We start from the raw sequence: 19,094 nt of genomic DNA on the forward strand, positions 1-19,094 counted from the left end.
ACGGCCCCGAGTTGCGAGATTTGACTATTCATACCGTTTATTTGGGTACAGTAGTTGTGACAATTGCGGATTGAAACTGTGATGATGAACCCCTTCACAGCGGATGGGTCACAGTGCGATCATCAGTGGTCATGGTCATGATCGTGGCTCGATATCTGCGGGCTTTGATCAGCAAATTCCGTGGGTTCTTCTTCGAACGTACGCTTGCATTTCTTTGAGCAAAAATAGTACGTCGTCCCATCATGGGATGCACTCGGGGCCTCATCGTCGGTTCGCATCCCACACACTGGATCACGATACTGACCCGGTGCGCCGAGTCCGCGCCGNTANACGTANAGNAGNAANCCNGACAGCGCGAAGGCGATTACGTTGAGGTAGAACGTGTAGTCGAGCTCGAAGTACGTCTGCTCGGTCGCCGTCTCCCCACCCGCCAGATCCGGAACGATGCCGAAGGCGTCGAACAGCAGCTCCATGAGAAAGCCGGTGAACGCCATCGTGACGAAGAAGACGCCGAGGATGTACAGCATGACCGTCCAGCCGTAGTACTTCCGGTAGACATTCAACACGGGGANCGTGATGAGNTCGGCNTAGACGAANGCGATGANNCCGGCGAAGCTGANGCCNCCGCCCCANAGNGCGACGGCGAACGGGACGTTCCCCATACTGCCGACGAAACTGATGACGGCGATCGCGACGCCCATGATCGCGTTCTCGGCAGTCACGAGCAGGCCGTCACCCTGGATGAACAGCGTGTTCCACACCCACTGTGGGACGAAGACGATGACGAACCCGGAGATGAGAAAGCCGGCGATGACGTCCTTGTAGATCATCGACCACTCCTTGCGGTACTGATTCCCGACCTTGTACCAGCCACCCCACGACAGCAACTCCTCGCGCCAGCCACCACGGCTGGACGCCTCCTGNCGGTAGGTCTCCANACAGCCCTCNGAGCAGAANTNNAGCGTCTCACCGCCGTCAGTCGTGAGCGTGTACTCGTCTTTGCCTTCCATCCCGCAGGTCGGGTCTTCGGTGAGGCCCGCCTCACGGTCGCGCTCGTTGAGCGTGTCCCGAACCTCATCGAAGAGGTTCTCGGGAAGCGTGAGGTGAACGATACCCGCCATAACAACGATGAGGATGAGGCCNCCNAGCANNTCCGCGAGAAGGAANTCCCANCCNAGCAGGANCAGGATCATCAGCCCCAGTTCGACGATGAGGTTCGTCGACGCGAACATGAACGCTAGGAAGTTCACCGCGTGTGCCCCCTTCTTGAACAGCCCCTTGCCGATGGCGACGGCCCCGAAACTGCANCCGCTGCTNGCNGCNCCGAACNCNGTCGCCTTNGTNAGNCCNNTTAGATCNCCNTCNCCTAGCACCTGTGCCATCCGCTCCTTCGAGACGTAGACCTGGACCAGACTCGTAATCGTGAGGCCCATGATGATCGCCCACGCCGCCGTCCAGAGAAATCCGACACCGATACGGAGGGATTCAAGAACTCCGTCGATTATCGTCGCCTGCATAGGTGTATCATTGTAGGGATCATCTATTGCGGTTTTGATTAGAATATGCTGCCTATGAGGGTATCAGTACTATGGTATCGTAACCGTCGGCCATAGATGATCTATTGTGAAGAGGGAAAAACCTTGCAAACCTCCACAAGCTCCGCGGACTCCGACTTCAGATTCAAAAGGGGAATCTGATTAAATCACGCCGACGTATTAGAGGCTAATGGGACCAGTAGAGACCGATGATATCCCAAATGAGGGGAACATCACCTGGAAGAACAGCGTTCGCCGGCCTGCTCGGTTGTCCAGTACGGTAACTGTCACATCCACTTCCTAATTTACGATGGCTGTCGATCTGGCAATCCATGATGCACTCGTTCTCACAGCCGACGAGCGGAACCGCCTGTACGAGCGCGGCACAGTATGCATCACCGATGGCTGTATCGAAGAAGTCCGACCGTCACGTGCAGGAGACGGAGAATTAGAAGCGTCCACCGTTATCGACGGGAACGGGAAACTGGTGATGCCGGGGTTGGTGAACGCCCACACGCACCTGGAGATGACACCGCTCATCGGTGCGTTTAGCGAACTCGATCTGACGGAGATGCTCGGGAGTGGGACGGCCTTGTTTAACAGACTAGGGAACGGCGAATTCGAGTACCTCGTCGAGGCAGGCGTCGAGCTCGCAGCGCTCAATTTCCTCCTGGGCGGTGTCACGACCGTGAACTCGATGGACGCACGGCCTGCCGCAGGTGCAGAGGCGTTCGGGGAAGCAGGGCTCCGCGGATTTTTCGGCCCGGCGATCTCGGACCTCTTCTGGGACCAACCAGTCGATCAGCAGTTCTCCCGTGCTCGCGAGTTCGTCGAAACGTACCACGACACGTACGAGGGCCGAATCAGGGCGACGATCTGCCCGCACGACGACTGGTCGTGTACNNGNNANCTGTGGGANCGGACNGCNNNNCTCGCNGCNGAGTANCCNGANCTGCTCGTCCACACGCACTTGCTCGAACTCGAGGAGAGTAACACGATGGCACGAGCGAACGGTGGCGAGGACTCGGTGGGATTGCTCGACGACGTTGGACTCCTGGACGACCGACTGGTCGCTGCTCACTTCCGCCTCGCCGACGAAGAGGACATCCAGCGAACCGCCGAGGCGGACGCGGCTGTTGCGCACTGCCCGTCCGTCTTCTGTTACTGGAATCCGAACGGGGAGACGCAGTGGACGCCCGTTCCCGAGCTTCGAGCCGCCGGCGTCGACGTCGGAGTAGGGATTGACGACCACTACTGGCACGACTCGTACAGCATGTTCGGTGAAGCGCGGCAAGCTCGGCTGGCGGCAAATCTCAAGCGTTCAGCTGGGCAGTTCGACTCGATGGAACTGATACGAATGCTCACTATCGAGGGCGCACGCGCGCTGGGGATGGACGACGAGATCGGCAGTATCGAAGCGGGAAAGCGCGCGGATATTATCCTCCTCGACGTCGACAAACCGAAGTTCACGCCACTGACCAACGTTCCCGCACACGTCGTGAACAACGCGGTCCCGGCCGACGTAGAGACAGTGATCGTCGACGGCGACATCGTTCTTCGGGACGGCGCACCCGAGACGATGGATTCGGACGACGTGCGACAGCGAGCAAACCAGGCTGTCGAACGCTTCGTGGACGAGACTGGCTGGGAGCTACACGTAGGTGGCAGTGAACCTCCCACCAGCATCGAGACAGTACGGGACCTCCCAAAGCGTGGCCCTGCGCGACTCCTGACCCGCCTCGCGATTCAATCTGTGCGTGATCGATTCCCATTCTAAGCGGGTGGCAAAGAACAGTCCACACACCCTTCAGCGCGATAGACGGAGCAGCCGGTCTTGCAGTACACTCTTCAAGGAGACGCCGGCTATGTACAGCTATGCCCGGTAAACGGAGTGATTCCCCACTCGGTCGGGTGATTGGTCTCGGTGTCGCCGGCCTCGCTGTAGTGTTGCTGGTGTTGGATCAGACCACCGACCTGCCGGTTCCCTACGGATATGATGGAAGTGGCTTTAGCTTCCTAATCGGGGGTGTAGTGGCACTTCTGGTCGTTATTGTCCTGGGGTGGCAGTATCGTGATGTCCTGTTTGGGTAATTCGCTCGGGAAGCAACTCGCTTTTGCGCAATCAGTCGCGGGACTCGTACAGCTGTTGTCTCAGTTAGTTTTGAGTCGCTTCGCGATCGTCGCAATCTGATCCAGGAAAAATCCGAGATCGGCGTTCTCTTGGCTGGTGACTATCGGCGTCTCTCGAACGTATAGGTCCTCTTGAACGATTTGAAGCAGAAAATCGGCGACATCAGCCCGTGAAATCGGCCGAGCACTGGCATCAATATCGACACCGTGGACGTATTCTCCGGTTCGCGGTGTGTCCGTCAATCCACCGGGCCGTACGATCGTCCAGTCGAGGTCGCTTTGCATGACCAGTTCTTCTTGCCGGGCCTTGTCTGCCATCAGATCGTGGAGAGCGGTTGCGTTTGCAATTCGGACATACCACGGAACGGTTTCAGAGCTCGAACCGAGACCCATCGACGTTAACACGAGTAATCGGCTGACTGGCCGGTCATCCATCGCCTCGATGATGTTTCGAGTTCCCCGCGACACGACATCCGGTGGGTTGTTCGGCGTTCGTCCAAGGAGACAAACCACGGCGTCTGTATTCTCGACTGTTTCAGAGACTGCCCCTGGATCCAAGACATTTCCCTCGATAGCTGTGATCTGCTCACCTGGCGGGAGTTTAGCCTGGGATCGGGTGAGGGCCCGAACGTCATAATCGGCGGCCAGGGCCTGCGTTATCAAACGTCGTCCTGTCCCACCAGTCGCCCCGAACACAGCGAGTTTCATGAGAGTGAACCGGTAAAGCGGTTGTACAACTCAGCAAACAGGTAGGTGAATACACCTGTAATGACCACTGCTTCAAGGATTCCAGCGATAGTCCCAGCAGGTGTCGGCGTGAAGAACAAATGCCACTGCTCCATCATCTCGACCCCACCTTCGTAGATTCCGATCGCCCCGAAGAGGCCGAGTAAAAGCATAATCACAGCTGCGACAGTAGCTGCTGCCGCAGCAAATGGAAGCGGATCGAGACGCGGTGATTCCTGACTGGATTCCGGGATCTGACGAACGCCGGTTTGCTCGGGTGGAGTGCTCATATGAGATACTACGAGCGGGTAATTCACTGAGTTTGTGGATACGATTCGAAACCGGCTACATCAAACTGCTACCCGCCAAAATATGATGACAAAAAAGCACCACGGCACGGGGTTTGACCCATTACTGAACCCTTCTCTTAGCACGATCCAGCCCGATGAGTCAGCGTGACAGCGCGAAGGCTCCCAGAATGAGATTGGATTCGAACGCAGAACTGTTGCAAAGATGGGATGTCGAAAGTATTCCCGAGGTAGCCCACAAGAAGGTAAGACACAATCGCATTGAATAGGGAACTCGTATTGAGAACTGGAGACGCATTTCACGGAGGGAAAATATGTCTGACAAAACAGACGATACACGACTCATTACGATTGTTCTCATTATCATCGGTGCGTTCGTCCTCTTCCCGATGTTCTTCATGGGCTTCGGGATGATGGGAGTTGGCCCGATGATGGGTGGCACATGGGCGGCCATATGTGGGGAGACGGGACCATACCAACTTGGATGTTTATCGCCGGTATCATCATGCAGCTCCTTTTTTTAGCTGCCCTCGTCGGCGGTGCCTACCTCCTCTACCAGGCAATTACGGGAAGTGAGAGCGACTCAGACGACGTCACCGGTAGTAGCCAAATAAACGAACGACGGAACGAGAGTCCGGTACTTATACGCCGAACGTCGCGCGCAGCATGTCCCGCGTGCCCGGGCCGAGCCCGACCGCGAGCACCGTGATCAACAGCAGCAGCGTGTACCGCGGCGACTCCTCGTACATTTCCCCGTTGAACACCCAGACGACGAACGTCGCGGCCGCGAGCTTCACCAACAGAAACGGCCACGCGTCGCCGGTGACGGAGACGATTGACGCCGGCAGCAGCCGCCGCCCGGTCCAGTCGACGATCAGCGCGTTGACGACGTGTTTCGGCACGAGGTTCGCGGTGCCGGTCAGGGCGGGCATCCAGTTGAGCCCGATCACGTTCGCGACGCCGTCGATCGCGTGCCCCCAGATGATCACGATCCCCGCCGCGCCGGTCCCCTGTCGGATCGTCGGAATCTGCCGGGTCGCCAGCGCCCACGTGCCCGCGGTCGCGGCCGTCGCGATGACGAGCGTGGGAACGAGCACCTGCGGATAGAAGGTGACGTAACCGGTCGTGGCCGCGAGATAGGACAGATACCCGACCGCGAGCGCGAGCCCCGCGGCGCCCGACGCGAACAGCGGCCGCGCGTAGTCGTCGACGACGCCACGGCGTTCGAGCCCGAACGCGGCGAGCACGCACGCGAGCGTGAACAGGAACACCGTGAAGTAGATGAACGGGCTGATCAGCACCGCACTCGCCGGGAACGCGATCAGCGGTTCGACGCCGGCCGCGGTCGCGGCGACGCCCGCGTCCTCGACCGTCCGCATCGCCCCGCCGAACAGCATGAACGGGAACAGCGCGTAGAAGAAGCGGAGCTCCGTGGCGATGTCGAGCCGGCGGAGGAGGAAGACGACGCCGATCAGCATCGCCAGCAGGATCACCACGTAGCTCACCGTCGAGAAGGTGGTGTACCCCGGGGCGGCAACGACCTCCCCGGCGCCCCGAGCCGCCTGACACGCCGCGGTGCTGCCAAGCAGCTCCGTCCCGCCGGCGTCGCGGACCGCGCACTGCGCGCCCTCGCCGTCCGCGACCACCGGCCCCCAGAAGTAGCGCCAGAGGAACTGGTCGTAGACGACGCGCGGGAAGACGACCGATCCGACCGCCAACAACGCCGTGACGCCGCCGACGACCGCCGCCCACGCGCGCTCCGGCGACGGGTCGAACCCGTCCGCCACACCTGTGCTCATGGTCACCGTTCGGGGAGGTCCCGAGTTGAGCGTTCCGGTCCCGTAGCGCGGGCGGCGGCGCCACGCGCTCCGCTACAGCGGCGGCCCGGGCTGCTCGTAGTCGGTGCCGAGAATCACCATCGTCTGCGAGCGCGAGAACCCCTCGGTCTCCGCGATCCGCTCGAACATCAGCTCCCGGAGCCGGTCCGTGTCGGCCGCGACGACGCGGAGGATGATGTCCCACTCGCCGGTGGTGAGGTGGATCTCGCGCACGCCGTCGATGCCGCGGAGGCGTTCGAGCGCGTCCTCGAACCGGACGACCCGTTCGTCACCACCTATAGAAATGTAGTGGAAGAGGCGGGACACTCCTGTCCGACTGCCTCGAACGCCTATCGGATCGTCCGGTTCGGGCTCGACGCCCTGTATCCCGACGACTTTCCAGTTCGGAGCGAAACCGAGGTGCAGGCGGCCGGCCCGCAGGACGATGCTGCGTACGGCGTGATGAGCCGCATCATCTCGTACGTGACTGCGCGACCGACGATGACGGATTCAACGGGCTCGCCGGCGGCTACGGCGGCCGCCGCGACCTCCTCGTCTTCGACGCATTCGACCCGGACACGGCGGAGCTGACGTTCCGATTCCGGCGAACCGACACGGACGAGACCGTCGAAGTGGCCTACCACGTCAGCGACGTTCCTGGCGGTGACCCGCGATCGGGAACCTCCAGGGGATTCTCGACGGATCGGCAAGCGACCAGCAACGGGAGGCCTTCGCTGACGCCTGGCACCGCCGCGTGCAAGTCGTTCTCAGCGACGACTCGGTGTTCACCGTCGACGCGGTGTGAACGCGGCGGTGTATCCTTCGTACTCGAAATACGAGTTACCGGGGTATACTGTCGATCTCGTTGAGCGCCTCGGTGGCGACATCCCCCAGTTCGCCGGCCTCGATATGCGAGTACCGCTCACGGACCATTTCCTCCGAATTATCGAGATACCGGGCGGCGACAGTATATCCGAATGCTCGAACGAGAACTTCACCCATCCCACGCCGACCACCGTGCGGAGCAAGATAATCGTGTTTCGGATGGTCGATGTCGATCTCTGCAGCCTCTGAGAGTCGTTGGAGAATCGACCGTGCGCCATCCGTCGTGATCGACGGCGGCCGAATATCCTCCTCAAGCGCCAGGAGGAGGTCGCGAGCGTACTCCTCACGGCGTTCGGCGATTGCCTCCGGATGTTCCCCTCGTTCGGATAGCTCTTCCCGGACGAGCCCTGCAAGCGTCCGTTGGTCGAACGTCGGGAACACCGGCCAGCGCTCAGTTGGTGGGTCCATAAGCCGACGATAGCTCCGCAGCGGCGAGATCACCGGATCGGGGAGACTGGCGGTGTCCCACTGTTGTTTCTTCCGGTAGACGTCCATACTCCCCTCGTCAAGCGAGAGGTCCTCCCAGCGGACGCCACGTCGACGCGGATCGTTCGGGTCCCGGAGAAGTTCACCGACGCGTACGGCGGTGTACGCGAGGACGAACACCAAAGCCCGGTCACGAGCCGCCTTCAGCGCCGTGTAGCGCCCTCGCTGCTTGTCGAGGGGGTCAGTATCCTCTAGGAGTGTCGTGTACGCTTCGACGGCGTCGCGAGCCCGTTCGTCGACGTGGCGGGTGAGGGCGTGCCGCTGTTCGGACGTCCAGGCCTGCTGGTCGCCGGGCTTGCGGCCGTCGTCCTCCGGCAGCGGCGCCATCGCACTCGCTCGCTGCGCGTAGTGGGCCTCAAGATATCCCTCGTTGACGCACCAGCCACACCACGCAGAGATATAGCGGTAATAGGTTTGTACCGTGTTCTGCTTGAGTCCTCGATCTCCACTGAGATGTCGCGCGTACTCTCGGAACACGCGTTCGTCGAGATCGTCGAAGGTCGGCTCGCGGTCGACGTCGTCGGGGACGATCCCGGTCCAGTCGTCGTCGCCGCGGTCGCCAGCGGCCCACTCGGCGAAGCGTTCGAGTTCGCGGGCCGCGTTACGTCGATAGTTCCCACCGTCGCCGCCGCGGCCTTTCCCCTTGTCCAGGAGGTAGCGCTCGAAAGACTCGGAAAGTGAGGTTCTGGAGGCCCGTTCAGTCGGTGTATTCCGGTCCATGCTCTCTTGAAATGTTGAAACGTAGTCAGTCACACAGACAGACGCCGCCTTCCCGGATCTGGCTTACTGCAAACTGATGGACAGCGTTGGCGAGATCAGTCATTGCTTCCGCCTGTTCTTGGGTTGGGCGCCCGCCGCCATAATAACTCTCTGTCCGGTTTTCGCTGTAGAGGTCCTTCATTGCCTCTGCAGTCTCTCGCTCAAACAGTCCGATTTGGTGGGCACGCTCGTAACTGAACTGGTGGTCCTGAAAGTCCTGAAGCGTATCGTTTGTCATCGCGAGCGCGTACGCCTCGATCGACCGTTCAATTGCACCGAAACAGACCTCGATGACAGCCGTGTAGTACCCATCCTCTGACTGAAGCGTGTCAACAACCTCGAGGAGGCGACACGCTTTCGTCAGCTGTGTCTTCCAGTCTTCGTCAGCACTAATTCCATCCTCGAACGCTGTCCGACCGCGTCCGACTATCTCGAAGGCATCCTGTGCGCGGTTGAGTGCTGTGAGCACAGCAGCCGGGTCCGAGCCGTTACTCATCGGCGACCCCTTCCTCCAAGAGGAGATTCTCGACGGTTTCGAAGTCATTCGTCTTGTAGACCGGAATCCCCGAAACGACGATCTCTCGGATGTCTTCGGTGTACGTCGGGATCGCCTGGACGGTCTCGACATCGATATCGTAGGCATATCGGTCACCATCGAACTCCGTGTCTTCGAGGTCACGGGCAATGGTATTCGCTTCTCGTTGGCTTTCGGCCCGCCCAGACCGGGTTAGCACCCAGAGATCGATATCGCTTCGTCGGTCAGCCTCGCCCCGGGCCACACTCCCATAGAGGATGATGCCCACGACGTCGCTGATGTTTTCACGGAGCTCTGTAACCGCGGCTTTGACGGGTTGGTGATACTCTGGTTGGGGAATCCGGAGGATCGGGTCGTCCGGAATCGACAGACGCTGTCTGTTGATCTGGACGAGTCGCTGGTTGCTCTCGGGCGATTCGATGACCAAGTCGTTCGCGCTGAGAACGTTCACTGCCCGCCGGACGGACTGGTGTGAGTGACCGATCTGTGTTGCGAGTTCTCGCAGTGAGAAGTCACTGAATCGGTGGTTTGTTAAAAAGAGAAGGGCGTCGCTCGTCGCCTTGTGTTTGAATAAAGTCGGATCTGAAGGGGGTATTGAAAGCGAAATAGCGGCCCCAGACGAATTCGTACTATCCGTCTCGCGGTTCATATGCCGTATCACGGACCACTACTATAAAAACATTATACGTGAGTCGGAATCAGCCTAAATATTCATCTGCCTGCAACGGATGTGCGGAGAACGAGGTCCGTCACCTCCGGGTCTCATCACGTTCGGTCGCTGGGGCTAGAAAGTCCCACTCTCGGAGGGTAAAACCCACAATTTCGATTCGCCGTTGGATCTGTTCCCACTCACGCGCGATGTCTCGGCGACGATCCTCTTCGGTGACGTCGAGTACCTGGTCAGCGATCGTCCCGCGAAGTTGGTTCGGTGACTCGACATCAAACTCGTCCTTCCATCCTCGGATCTGAGCGTTCATCTCGGTGAGCCGGTCCGTGAGCTCCTCGACAGTGTGCCCGCTGTCCCGAAGCCGCATCGCCTCCTGCATCGCCTGACGGCGATAATCCGGGTAGTACGTCGTGTGGGTGCCGCTCTCGTCACGATGGAGNATNCCGTCGNCNACGAGCCGTTCNAGGACGCGNTTGGTTGGNTCGTGTGACCAGNCCGCTTCGGAGGCGATCCAGTTNNCNGTNCGCGGCTCCGACAGCTGNCGGGCGGTCATCCGAACCCGGTCTTCACCCGTAGTCTGGCGTTCCATCAGGCTCTCGGAGTTCGGCCCGTCTTCGGTCATACAACATCGTTCGAGTTTCGTCTTAATATAGATTGAGGCCATTAGTCCTATATTGAATTCTTTTCTTCGGTATCGTCTCGAGCTCAGCTGAGGAAACTCAGCGAAATCCCGAACCTCTGTCTTGGCGGCTCTACCCCGGGGGAAGCGGCATCGTGAGGCGGTTGCAGCATTCGTGCTTCACCGACAGCGGCGGGGTACTTCAAAGTGGTCGTGATTATTCGTGTAATCACGTCCAGATGCGTATTTGCCTGAAGTACCGAATTCCAGTAGTAGCAGTGTTAATAGCCAAGAAACCGGGATTATAAATTATATATCGCTATACCAAAACTGAGCCGGCGGTCTCAACTGAGTTCACCGTATAGAGCCGGAATCAGACTATTCTGAAGTTGCTGTTGGGGTATTGTAGAATAGCTTTCTATTTTGGAATAGTACGCTATTCAGTCGATTCTGAAGAAGCAGATTCGCGAGCTTGTTCGAATCGTTCGGCCACTTCGTCTACGAGATCTTCCTCCACGACGGTTCGGAGAAGAGCATCAGTCATCTCCCGAACGACGATGTTCTGGTAGCCCTGCTGGTTGAGCTCGCGTTCCAGTTCGTACTTCAACCAAGAATCGAAGTCCTCGATCGTAGCCTCCCGGGCGTAGAAAGGCCGCTGTTTGGCGGCCTCATAGCTGAACGCTGAATCGGTCATCGGGTTTCGTCGTTCGACGGGTTCCTGAGAGGGCGTCTCCTCGTCGCCTTCCGATTCAGACGCGTCATCCGTATCTTGGGGTTCGTCGTCCGGTTCATCTTCGAGTGTCTCCCCGAGGTCGGCAAACGGATCGTCGTCAGACATGGCGGACCACCTCACCTGCCTCGACGATGTGCGCCAACTCGTCGAAACACTGCAACTGGTCACAGTCAGGGTCGTAGTCCAGCAGGGGTTTGCGCTCGCCGTAGGCCTTCGTGATGCTGGTACGGTCACGGATGCCCGGTGAGGGTTTGAGATCGCCGGCGTCGACAGCCTCCCAGTCCGTGATCCGCGCGAAATTCGGGATGCGATCCTGAAGGTTATCGTGCGAGTTGAGACGTTCGAGGAGCTGTCGATCTTGAGTCTGCTGGTCGATACGGCCGCTCAACATGTTGGGAACCAGCGACAGGACGTCGACGTCCATATGCTGCCGAAGCGGGGAGATCTGTCGCTCGATGGTTCGCTCCAAGCCGGCCATCGCCTCGTTCCCCGGGGCGAGCGGAAGCACCAGATTCGCCGTCGCGACGAGCGCGTTGTCCGTGAGTCGGGAGCGGTACGCCGGCGAATCTGTGACGATGTAATCGTACGTATCACCGAGGAGTGGGTCGACAACTTCCCGTTTGAGCAGCGCAGAGGGTTGGAATACGTCGCCGACGACGATCTCCCGCTCGACCTGTTCTAAGTCCTCGCTGGACGGGAGGATATCGAACGCATAGCTGGTATCGTAGACAACTGAAGTCGGGTCAGCATCGTTGAAGAAGACGTCGCCGATGGTTTCCTCGGTGTTGTGGTACTGGTCGTCAAACCCCAGCCCCACGGACGCGTGGCCGTTCGGGTCAAGATCGATGAGGAGGACATCGTGTTCGTGTGCGGCCAGTTGTCGGGCGAGGTTGACCGCAATCGTCGATTTGCCGACGCCTCCCTTCAGCATACACACCGAAACAGCCCGAGAGTTCCCATCGGTCTGTACCGAATCATATGGGCTATTTGGGCTATTCGTTCTATCTATGCTATTCTTGCTATCTGAGCCACTCATACTATTCAGCAGTATCTACCCCTCTCAACTTAACTCTGTGGTGAATAGTCCGAATAGTATTCTATTCCAAAGCTACACGCTATTCCAGAATAGTTCGCTACTCTAGAATAGTTAGGATAGAATCAGTAAATGTGGCTCAGGAGACGAGCTCCAACATAGAGCGAAGTTCAGATTCGATATCAGTCAGTTCACTCCGTTGCCACTCAAACTGTTCTTCCACCCCAACATCGGTAAACCGGAGTGAAGCACGAACCTGACGGGCGGGATCGTGCTGGAAGAGCGCGAGAGCGTAGGCAAGCATTTGCGGCCGATAGTGGTCAGCGAGGGTATCAGTCGTCGTCGACGAAAGATCGTTCGTCTTGTAGTCGATGATATGATACGCATCAGGAGTGACCAGAAGACGGTCAATATCACCCACTATGCGGGAGTCATCAAGACGAGCGACAACTGAGTACTCGTCATAGGTCGCTTCGAGTGGGAGGTCAGCCTCAGTTTCATCGACGAACCGGATCGCATCCTGGGCATGGCTCACGGCCGCTTGGAGATCGTCATCCGTCGGTTCCTCGCTCCCCATACGACTCAATTGACGAATAAACGAGGGCCACTCTTCTCGTGGGGGACGGAGCTCATTGAGCCGATGGACAACAGTTCCAAAGGTGGTGGGACTCAATCCGACTGTCCCATCCCCCGACGTGTAGCTGTGTCCGTCTTCGGAGGCATCCGCAACAGCACTGACGAGGGTCGTCGCGGCAACGCGAACGGCAGCCTGACGTTCCGGCGGGGAAGGGACAGTAATCGCAGGGTCTAACTCTTCAGTCGGAGCCTCAGATTTCCATTCAACCGGCCGAGGTGGCGCCTGAATGGTGTGTGGGGCATCCCCAATTCGAGCGTCCGCAGCTCCCTCGTGAACCGCCTCAGCGACTAGCTCTTGGTCGTCAAACAGAATTGGCTGGAGCCAATCCCGCCATCGGCTGGCGTCGTCGAAATCATCTGGCTCACCGAGTTCGATGTGGCCAGACTCATCAACATCGATGTCGTGTGTTCCACACAGCAGCAGGTGGTCCCGAGTTCGAGTACAGGCCACGTAGAGCAGTCGTTTGGATTCCGCACGCTCTTGCGGGAGCGAGCGGCGATCGGCATATTCGTGGACTGCGGTCTTCTCGATTGCGAACGCATCGTCGGGGCGGGGAGCACCCACGGCAGGAATTGGTGGAGCATCAGTCGTCCCCTCGACGAGGCGGACATAACCGTGGTCGTCGACGGACCGCCCGAAATTGAGGTCACTTCCGAGATCGGGGACGGTGACGATCGGGAACTCAAGTCCCTTCGCGGCGTGAATCGTCATTATCCGGACGCCCTCCGCATCGCCGGGGATGTCAGCCTCCCCTTCTCTGGGGTCGATCTCGGCTTGGCGGTCGATCCGGTGGAGCAACCCGGCAGCCGTGTGAACACTGTTCTCGCTCCAAGTGCGGACCTGGTCCCGGAACTTCTCGACGTTCGCGACGGCCTGCTGACCGCGTTCGTCAGCACTCACACTCGCCAGATACCCCGTGTCGTCAATCACTCGAGACAACAGACGGTTCCACGGGAGCACGCCATCCTCAGACGGCATCGCACAGCCGCTAAGCGTCCGCCACGTCGTGAGGAGGTTAAACGCGTCCGCGAGCTGTGGATCGTCCGTCTCGGCCAGCGCGTCCAACACTGAATCAGCCTCGGCAACTGCCGGTGCGAGGCGGTCATCGGTGAAGCCAAACAGCGGCGATCGAAGTACCCCATAGAGAGAGACGTCGTCCTGCGGATCACCAAGTACCCGAAGCAGGTTCGTTAGCGCCTGGACCTCGGGCGTATCGTAGAATCCGACACCACCGACGACAGTATAGGGAATGTCGTACTCCTCGAGGGCCCGCTGATACCGATCCAGATGAGTTCGCCGGCGGAGGAGGATCGCCGTGTCGTCCGGCGTAGCGTCGCGATGAGCAACCGTGTCGGGGTCTTGGACTTGTGGCGGATCGTCGAACAGGTGGGTCAGTCGAGCAGCGAGCGCTTGCGCTTCGGCCTCGATGGTGTGGTCGAGCGCGCCTTCGGCGACCGGATGGTCGTCGCCGAAGAGCTCTGCCGCCGTGTCAGCGTCGTCAGGGACAGCGAGATACTCGACACTCCCGGTCAGTCCCTCGATGTCCTCGACACGGTCGCGTTGCGTGGTCAACTCCTGCGGTGGCGCTTCGTAGGGTTCGTGGCGGTCACCCTCCGGCTGGAACAGATACTCGAAGAGCTCGTTCAGGAACGACAGCGGCTCGTCCAGCGTCCGGAAGTTCCCGGAGAGTTCGAGCGCGGTCGGACTCTCGGCCTCGCTATCGGGGACGTCGTCAACCCCACGAGCCTCGTTGACGGTCTGGAGTTCTGTCCTCGCCGCCCCGAACGTCGTCACGTCGGCCCCACGGAAGCCGTAGATACTCTGTTTCTCGTCGCCAACCAAGAAGACGTTCGACGCCGTCTGCTCGTCAACGCCCGTGAGAAGCTTGACTAGCTCCCACTGGCGCGGGTCCGTGTCCTGGAACTCGTCGACCATCACGGCCGCAAACTGCTCTCGTAGCCGCTCCGTGACGGCATCGTTCGCTCGCAAGAACTCGAGGGTTGTCTCGATCACGTCGGGAAAGTCGAGCGTATCGCGGCGCTCCTTCTCGTCGGTGTAGGTTGCGAGGACGTCATCGAAGACCCGCATCAGAGCCAGCGCGTAATGGGCACTGTTTGCTTCGAGCTCACCGGGTGTCGTCTCGACTGCATCTGCGTGCGGTTCGACGGCCGCGATGACCGCGTCGATGGCGTCCTTCAGGTCATCGTAGACGTCGCCGTACTCATCCCACTCGTCCCGGTCGCCGACGACGTACCCCGAACTGCTGTACAGGCCGCCGTTCTTCTTCTCACAGGCCTCGTACAGCTCGAGAATTGCCCGCTGACAGTCGCGGGGATCGCTTTCCTCGGGGTCGTCCGAGAGTGTCGCCGCGACCTCGGTGAAGGTCCGGTAGGCCCGAAAACCGTCCTCGTCGCCGATAGCGCCCTCGCGGTCGACGCGGCCCGCGACTGTGTGTAGCCGCTCAAGGATTCCGTCCGCATATAGCGTCTGTCGGGCGTCGACGACGTCGAGATCACAAACGACCTCCCAGCAGATATCGACGTAGTCGTCGACCTCGGCGTCACGCCACTCCTTGAGGACGGACTCGCTCTGTGGGCGCTCATCGAGTAGTCCAGTGAGTACATCGACCAGCTGGTCACGACTCCAAAGCTGAGCAAGGAGCTCCACGTCGTCATCGTCCTGGTTGCGTTCGAGGAACTCCGTCACGACTTCGCGTTGGAGTGTCGCGGCGCCGTCTTCGTCGAGCACGTCGAAGCCGAGCGGGACCGGAGCCTCGACGGCCCGTTCTCGCAAGAGCCGCGTACAGAACGCGTGAATGGTGTGGACGTAGCCGTCTTCCAGGTCGTCGAGAACGTTTCGCCAGCGGTGGTAGGCCTCTGGTGAGTCAACAGCCTCGAGCCGGTCGTACACCTCCTCTCGAACGCGCTCAGTCAGTTCGGCAGCAGCCTTTCGCGTGAAGGTGATCGTGACGATGTTCTCCGGTGTGAGTGACGGGTTCTCGGCCAGTATCGTCACGTACCGCTCGGTGAGCGTTGTCGTCTTCCCCGTCCCGGCGCCGGCAGTGATCGCGACGTTCCGGCCCTGGACGAGCGCGTCCTCCTGTTCCCCCGTGAGCTGAATCTCCTCGGGGTCCTCAGTCATCGCTCATCACCGCCTCGATGTCCTCGTCGTCACGAACACGGAGCGGAACGTACGCAGCGTCGTCCTCGTGAACCTCGTCGACAAACTCCCGCTTGCGGTGATGGCGGACATCGCACGCCCGACGGTAGTCACAGTATCGGCAGTTCGCACCCCGAGCGGACAGGAGGGTCGTGTGGAACCGACCGTTGCCGATCGCCTCGTCGAGCTGGCCCAACCACTCCGGAACGACATCGTTCAGGAACCGGCGGAGTTCGGCCTCTGAATCGAACTTCGATTCGACGCCGCGTGGAACCTTGAGGTCGTTTGGCGGTCGAACCTGATAGTACGTCGCTGAAAGCGATCCCTGCTCGAATAGGTCACCGTCGACGACCTCGGCGGCAGCGAGCAGATAGATGGGGAGTTGGAACTTCGTGCCGCCGGTCGTCTTCGTCATATACGGTGCTCGACCAGTCTTGTAGTCGTAGAGCGTGAGCGTCGGTTGTTCTCCATCCCGGTTCACGTCAACGCGGTCGATGTAACCCCGAATCGAGACAGTCGAGCCGTCCGGCCGCTCAACCGTGAACGGTCCAGCATCCGAGTCAGGAAGCCCCTCACCGAACGGGGCTTCGAACAGGTGTGGGCGGCCGGCGCCGTCACGCAAGAGTTCGTTGTCGAGGAAGGTAGCGAACAACCCCAGTTCCGGTGCGTCGTGGGGTTTGCTCCCAGCCTCGTACGGAGCGCTCACGCCGTCACCCAGACCCGCGAACAGCTCCGCCTTCCACCGTTCGTAGAACAGGCCGTCGTACTCGAAGTCAGCATCCCGGAGTTCGTCAACGGCGATCTCGCGAAGGTGCGTCGCCAGGTCGTCCCGGTCGAAGTCTGTGAGATCGACACCATCCTCGGTCTCGTCCTGCAGATCCGCGAAAAATCGTTCGAGTACGTCGTGAACGTACGACCCGGTTTCGAGGGGCGTAGGGACGACCTCGACGTCATCCGGATCCTCGATTCCGAGCACTTTCTCGGCGTAGAACTTGAACCCACACTCGACGTATCGCTCGATCCGACTCGCGCTGTAGGGTTCCCGTTCCGACGGAGGGTAGACCTCATCGACTGTCTCGGGATCCAACACACCATCGTGTTCAGAGAGGCCAGCCGTTCCCCTGTTGTCCGCACAGTGGAGACCTCGATCCGTGCGCTTGGTCTGCTCGGGGGAGAGATCACCTCGGTCGCCGGCGTGGCTGACTGCCGCACGCCGGTCGGCCGTTGCAGCGACGTGGCGCTGGAGATCTTCGCGAGAGCCCACGCGGTCGTCGACGCCATCTTCGGGTTCGATGCCGGTCACGCGCTGGAGTTCGTCGAGGACTGGCGACCGGACGATGGCGGATTCGTCGTCGCCCGTCTCTGGTGTGGTGATCGTAAGTTCGTCGACATTCGCGAGCAGCGTCGCGAAGAGATAGCGGCCACGGAGTCGTTCGTCGCCGGTGTCGAATCGCGGATGGGCGTCGGTCATCTCCTCGAAGAAGGCCGGGCGTTCCGGCGTCACCGGGAAATGCTCGCTCGTCAGTCCCACGAGAAACACCTTCTCGAACGAGCGCATCCGGGCGTCGAGCAACCCCATCACTTCGACGTGACCGCCAGCAGCGCGCTGCGGAACCCGGATCGGAACACCATCGAACGCACGAGTGAACAGTGCCAACGGAGAGAGATCGCTATTGACCGCCGCCAGCGACTCGAACGAGGAGAGGACCTCGTCTACGAGGTCGTAGGCTCGCTGTTCGACGGCTTGCTCGGCGCCGCTGGCGTAGTCATCTGTCGCCGCCTCTAGGTCGAACCGGTCGTCCAACAGTCGTCGGAGCGTCTCAGTTGCTCCCTCGATGTCCTCTGTTCTGAGCGACTCCAGCGTGACCAGCAGCTCCTCGATTAGTGCCGCCGGGTCGTCGTCGAGGTCCTTGAGCAGTGGTGACACAGAAACTGTGTCACGCCGGCGAGCAGCTGCCGTGACGGCGTTGGCTTGATCGGTATCGACGACGTCGACCAGTGGATTCGCTAACAGGGACGTGAGGTTCTCCGCCCGCGGATTCGGTTCGGCGAGGCTCAGGAGATCGTGGACAACGCTCCCGGTGAACGTCCGGTTCAGCTGTGAGGCGGCGGTCGTGACGTGCGGAATGTCGAACGTATCGAACGTGTCCTGGACGTACCCCGAATAGGCCTCGGTTCCCGGGACGACGACGGCCAGGTCGTCGGGGTCACGGCCATCGGCCAACTCGGTTCGGAGTTCGCGAGCAACAAAGCGGATCTCGCGCTCGGGCGTCGGGAGTTCACGCCACTGGAGGGCGTCTGGAACAGGGACAGCATCCGGGTCCGGGCGGTAGAGCGACTCGGTGATCGTTCCAAAGGCCCGCCCTGACTCGTCGACGGGCTCGAGTTCTACTGCCTCAAAGTCAAGTGCGTCGTAGACATCCAAGGCGTCTTCCGCAACGGCGTCGACTCCGCTCCGACCATCTTGGTGAAGCGGCAGCAGTGCGATCATCGGAAGTTCGTCGACGAGGCGTTCGATGAGGCGGCGTTCGACAGGACGGAACTCGTGATACCCGGAAAGGATGATGACATCCAGTTCCGGCGAGAACGCCGATAATGACTGCTCCGCCGTCGCGACGGCGTTGAACATTTCTCCCCGAGTACAGACCCACTCGTCGACATAGTCGCCGTGGAGATCCCGGTAGTGTCGGTACGCGTCGACAGTGGCTTTCGCGATACGGTTATCGAGGTCTGAGCCCTCGAACTCCGCTACGAGCGCGTCAGCGGTCCCGACGTCGGCGTCGTCGAAGAGTGAGAAGCGGCTACTGAACGAATCAGCGAGGGCGGCCGAGGCGGGTTCGCCGGCGAGAGCGCCATCTGTTTCGGCTGTCGTTCTGTCAAGCGCGTACTCCGCGAGCCGACGGTTCAGCTGCCCGGAGAGAGGTTGAACCGGACCGTGGAGATGCTCGTACCACTCCCGAACGACCGCGTCAAGCGTCTCGGTACGAAGGCGAAGAGGCTCGTGCGAAGCGGCCCAGCTGTCCTCAACCATACTCCGGCGAGCGTCGTTCCGGGTTATATACAGG

Annotated in this window: 13 protein-coding genes and 2 pseudogenes; 2 read left to right on the forward strand and 13 right to left on the reverse strand. The window is 60.2% G+C overall.

Annotated elements, in window-relative coordinates:
- Positions 1 to 122: 122 nt before the first annotated feature.
- Positions 123 to 1,517, reverse strand: a complete 1,395-nt coding sequence (locus EGH24_RS12600) for a permease (RefSeq protein WP_142980492.1) — start codon at positions 1,515 to 1,517, stop codon at positions 123 to 125.
- Between the two features lie 328 nt (positions 1,518 to 1,845).
- Here EGH24_RS12600 and EGH24_RS12605 point away from each other — a divergent pair, with 328 nt between their 5' ends.
- Positions 1,846 to 3,312, forward strand: coding sequence for an amidohydrolase family protein (locus EGH24_RS12605; RefSeq protein ID WP_142980493.1), 1,467 nt, complete (start codon positions 1,846 to 1,848; stop codon positions 3,310 to 3,312).
- A gap of 374 nt (positions 3,313 to 3,686) precedes the next feature.
- Here the strand turns inward: EGH24_RS12605 and EGH24_RS12615 are convergent, their stop codons facing one another.
- From EGH24_RS12615 to EGH24_RS12635, 4 genes and pseudogenes are all read right to left on the reverse strand, one after another.
- Positions 3,687 to 4,373, reverse strand: coding sequence for an NAD(P)-dependent oxidoreductase (locus EGH24_RS12615; RefSeq protein WP_142980494.1), 687 nt, complete (start codon positions 4,371 to 4,373; stop codon positions 3,687 to 3,689).
- Positions 4,370 to 4,681, reverse strand: a complete 312-nt coding sequence (locus EGH24_RS15645; RefSeq protein WP_241659241.1) for a hypothetical protein — start codon at positions 4,679 to 4,681, stop codon at positions 4,370 to 4,372. Before EGH24_RS15645 ends, EGH24_RS12615 begins: the two co-directional genes overlap by 4 nt.
- A 659-nt stretch (positions 4,682 to 5,340) precedes the next feature.
- Complete coding sequence (locus EGH24_RS12630) at positions 5,341 to 6,498, reverse strand: DUF63 family protein (RefSeq protein ID WP_142980495.1); 1,158 nt, start codon at positions 6,496 to 6,498, stop codon at positions 5,341 to 5,343.
- Positions 6,499 to 6,570: 72 nt separating this feature from the next.
- Positions 6,571 to 6,792: pseudogene (locus EGH24_RS12635) on the reverse strand (Lrp/AsnC ligand binding domain-containing protein); the annotation flags it as partial.
- On the opposite strand from EGH24_RS12635, the pseudogene EGH24_RS15855 reads away from it, so the two are divergent.
- A pseudogene (locus tag EGH24_RS15855) lies at positions 6,781 to 7,321 on the forward strand (hypothetical protein); the annotation flags it as partial. The pseudogenes EGH24_RS12635 and EGH24_RS15855 sit on opposite strands and share 12 nt — an antisense overlap.
- Before the next feature lie 35 nt (positions 7,322 to 7,356).
- Here EGH24_RS15855 and EGH24_RS12645 read toward each other — a convergent pair.
- The 8 genes from EGH24_RS12645 to EGH24_RS12680 all read right to left on the reverse strand — a co-directional run bounded on the left by EGH24_RS12645 (position 7,357) and on the right by EGH24_RS12680 (position 19,060).
- Positions 7,357 to 8,607, reverse strand: a complete 1,251-nt coding sequence (locus tag EGH24_RS12645; protein ID WP_142980496.1) for a tyrosine-type recombinase/integrase — start codon at positions 8,605 to 8,607, stop codon at positions 7,357 to 7,359.
- Positions 8,608 to 8,632: 25 nt separating this feature from the next.
- A complete protein-coding gene (locus tag EGH24_RS12650) occupies positions 8,633 to 9,142 on the reverse strand; it encodes a DNA-binding protein (RefSeq protein WP_185903324.1) in 510 nt (169 codons plus the stop codon).
- Positions 9,135 to 9,632, reverse strand: coding sequence for a nucleotidyltransferase domain-containing protein (locus EGH24_RS12655; RefSeq protein WP_246057999.1), 498 nt, complete (start codon positions 9,630 to 9,632; stop codon positions 9,135 to 9,137). The genes EGH24_RS12650 and EGH24_RS12655 overlap by 8 nt, the downstream gene beginning before the upstream one ends.
- A 298-nt stretch (positions 9,633 to 9,930) precedes the next feature.
- On the reverse strand, positions 9,931 to 10,512 hold the full coding sequence (locus EGH24_RS12660) for a DUF7342 family protein (protein ID WP_142980497.1): 582 nt from the start codon (positions 10,510 to 10,512) through the stop codon (positions 9,931 to 9,933).
- 391 nt (positions 10,513 to 10,903) lie between these two features.
- The gene (locus EGH24_RS12665) at positions 10,904 to 11,305 is read right to left on the reverse strand and encodes a hypothetical protein (protein ID WP_142980498.1); all 402 of its coding nucleotides are present in this window, start codon (positions 11,303 to 11,305) and stop codon (positions 10,904 to 10,906) included.
- Positions 11,298 to 12,236, reverse strand: a complete 939-nt coding sequence (locus tag EGH24_RS12670) for a ParA family protein (protein ID WP_142980499.1) — start codon at positions 12,234 to 12,236, stop codon at positions 11,298 to 11,300. Before EGH24_RS12670 ends, EGH24_RS12665 begins: the two co-directional genes overlap by 8 nt.
- A 136-nt stretch (positions 12,237 to 12,372) precedes the next feature.
- A complete protein-coding gene (locus EGH24_RS12675) occupies positions 12,373 to 16,011 on the reverse strand; it encodes a UvrD-helicase domain-containing protein (RefSeq protein ID WP_142980500.1) in 3,639 nt (1,212 codons plus the stop codon).
- Positions 16,004 to 19,060, reverse strand: a complete 3,057-nt coding sequence (locus EGH24_RS12680; RefSeq protein WP_142980501.1) for a PD-(D/E)XK nuclease family protein — start codon at positions 19,058 to 19,060, stop codon at positions 16,004 to 16,006. Before EGH24_RS12680 ends, EGH24_RS12675 begins: the two co-directional genes overlap by 8 nt.
- Positions 19,061 to 19,094 lie beyond the last annotated feature (34 nt).

The sequence above is a fragment of the Halonotius terrestris genome (assembly GCF_006861665.1).
In the GTDB taxonomy this organism is placed as follows: Archaea; Halobacteriota; Halobacteria; order Halobacteriales; family Haloferacaceae; genus Halonotius; species Halonotius terrestris.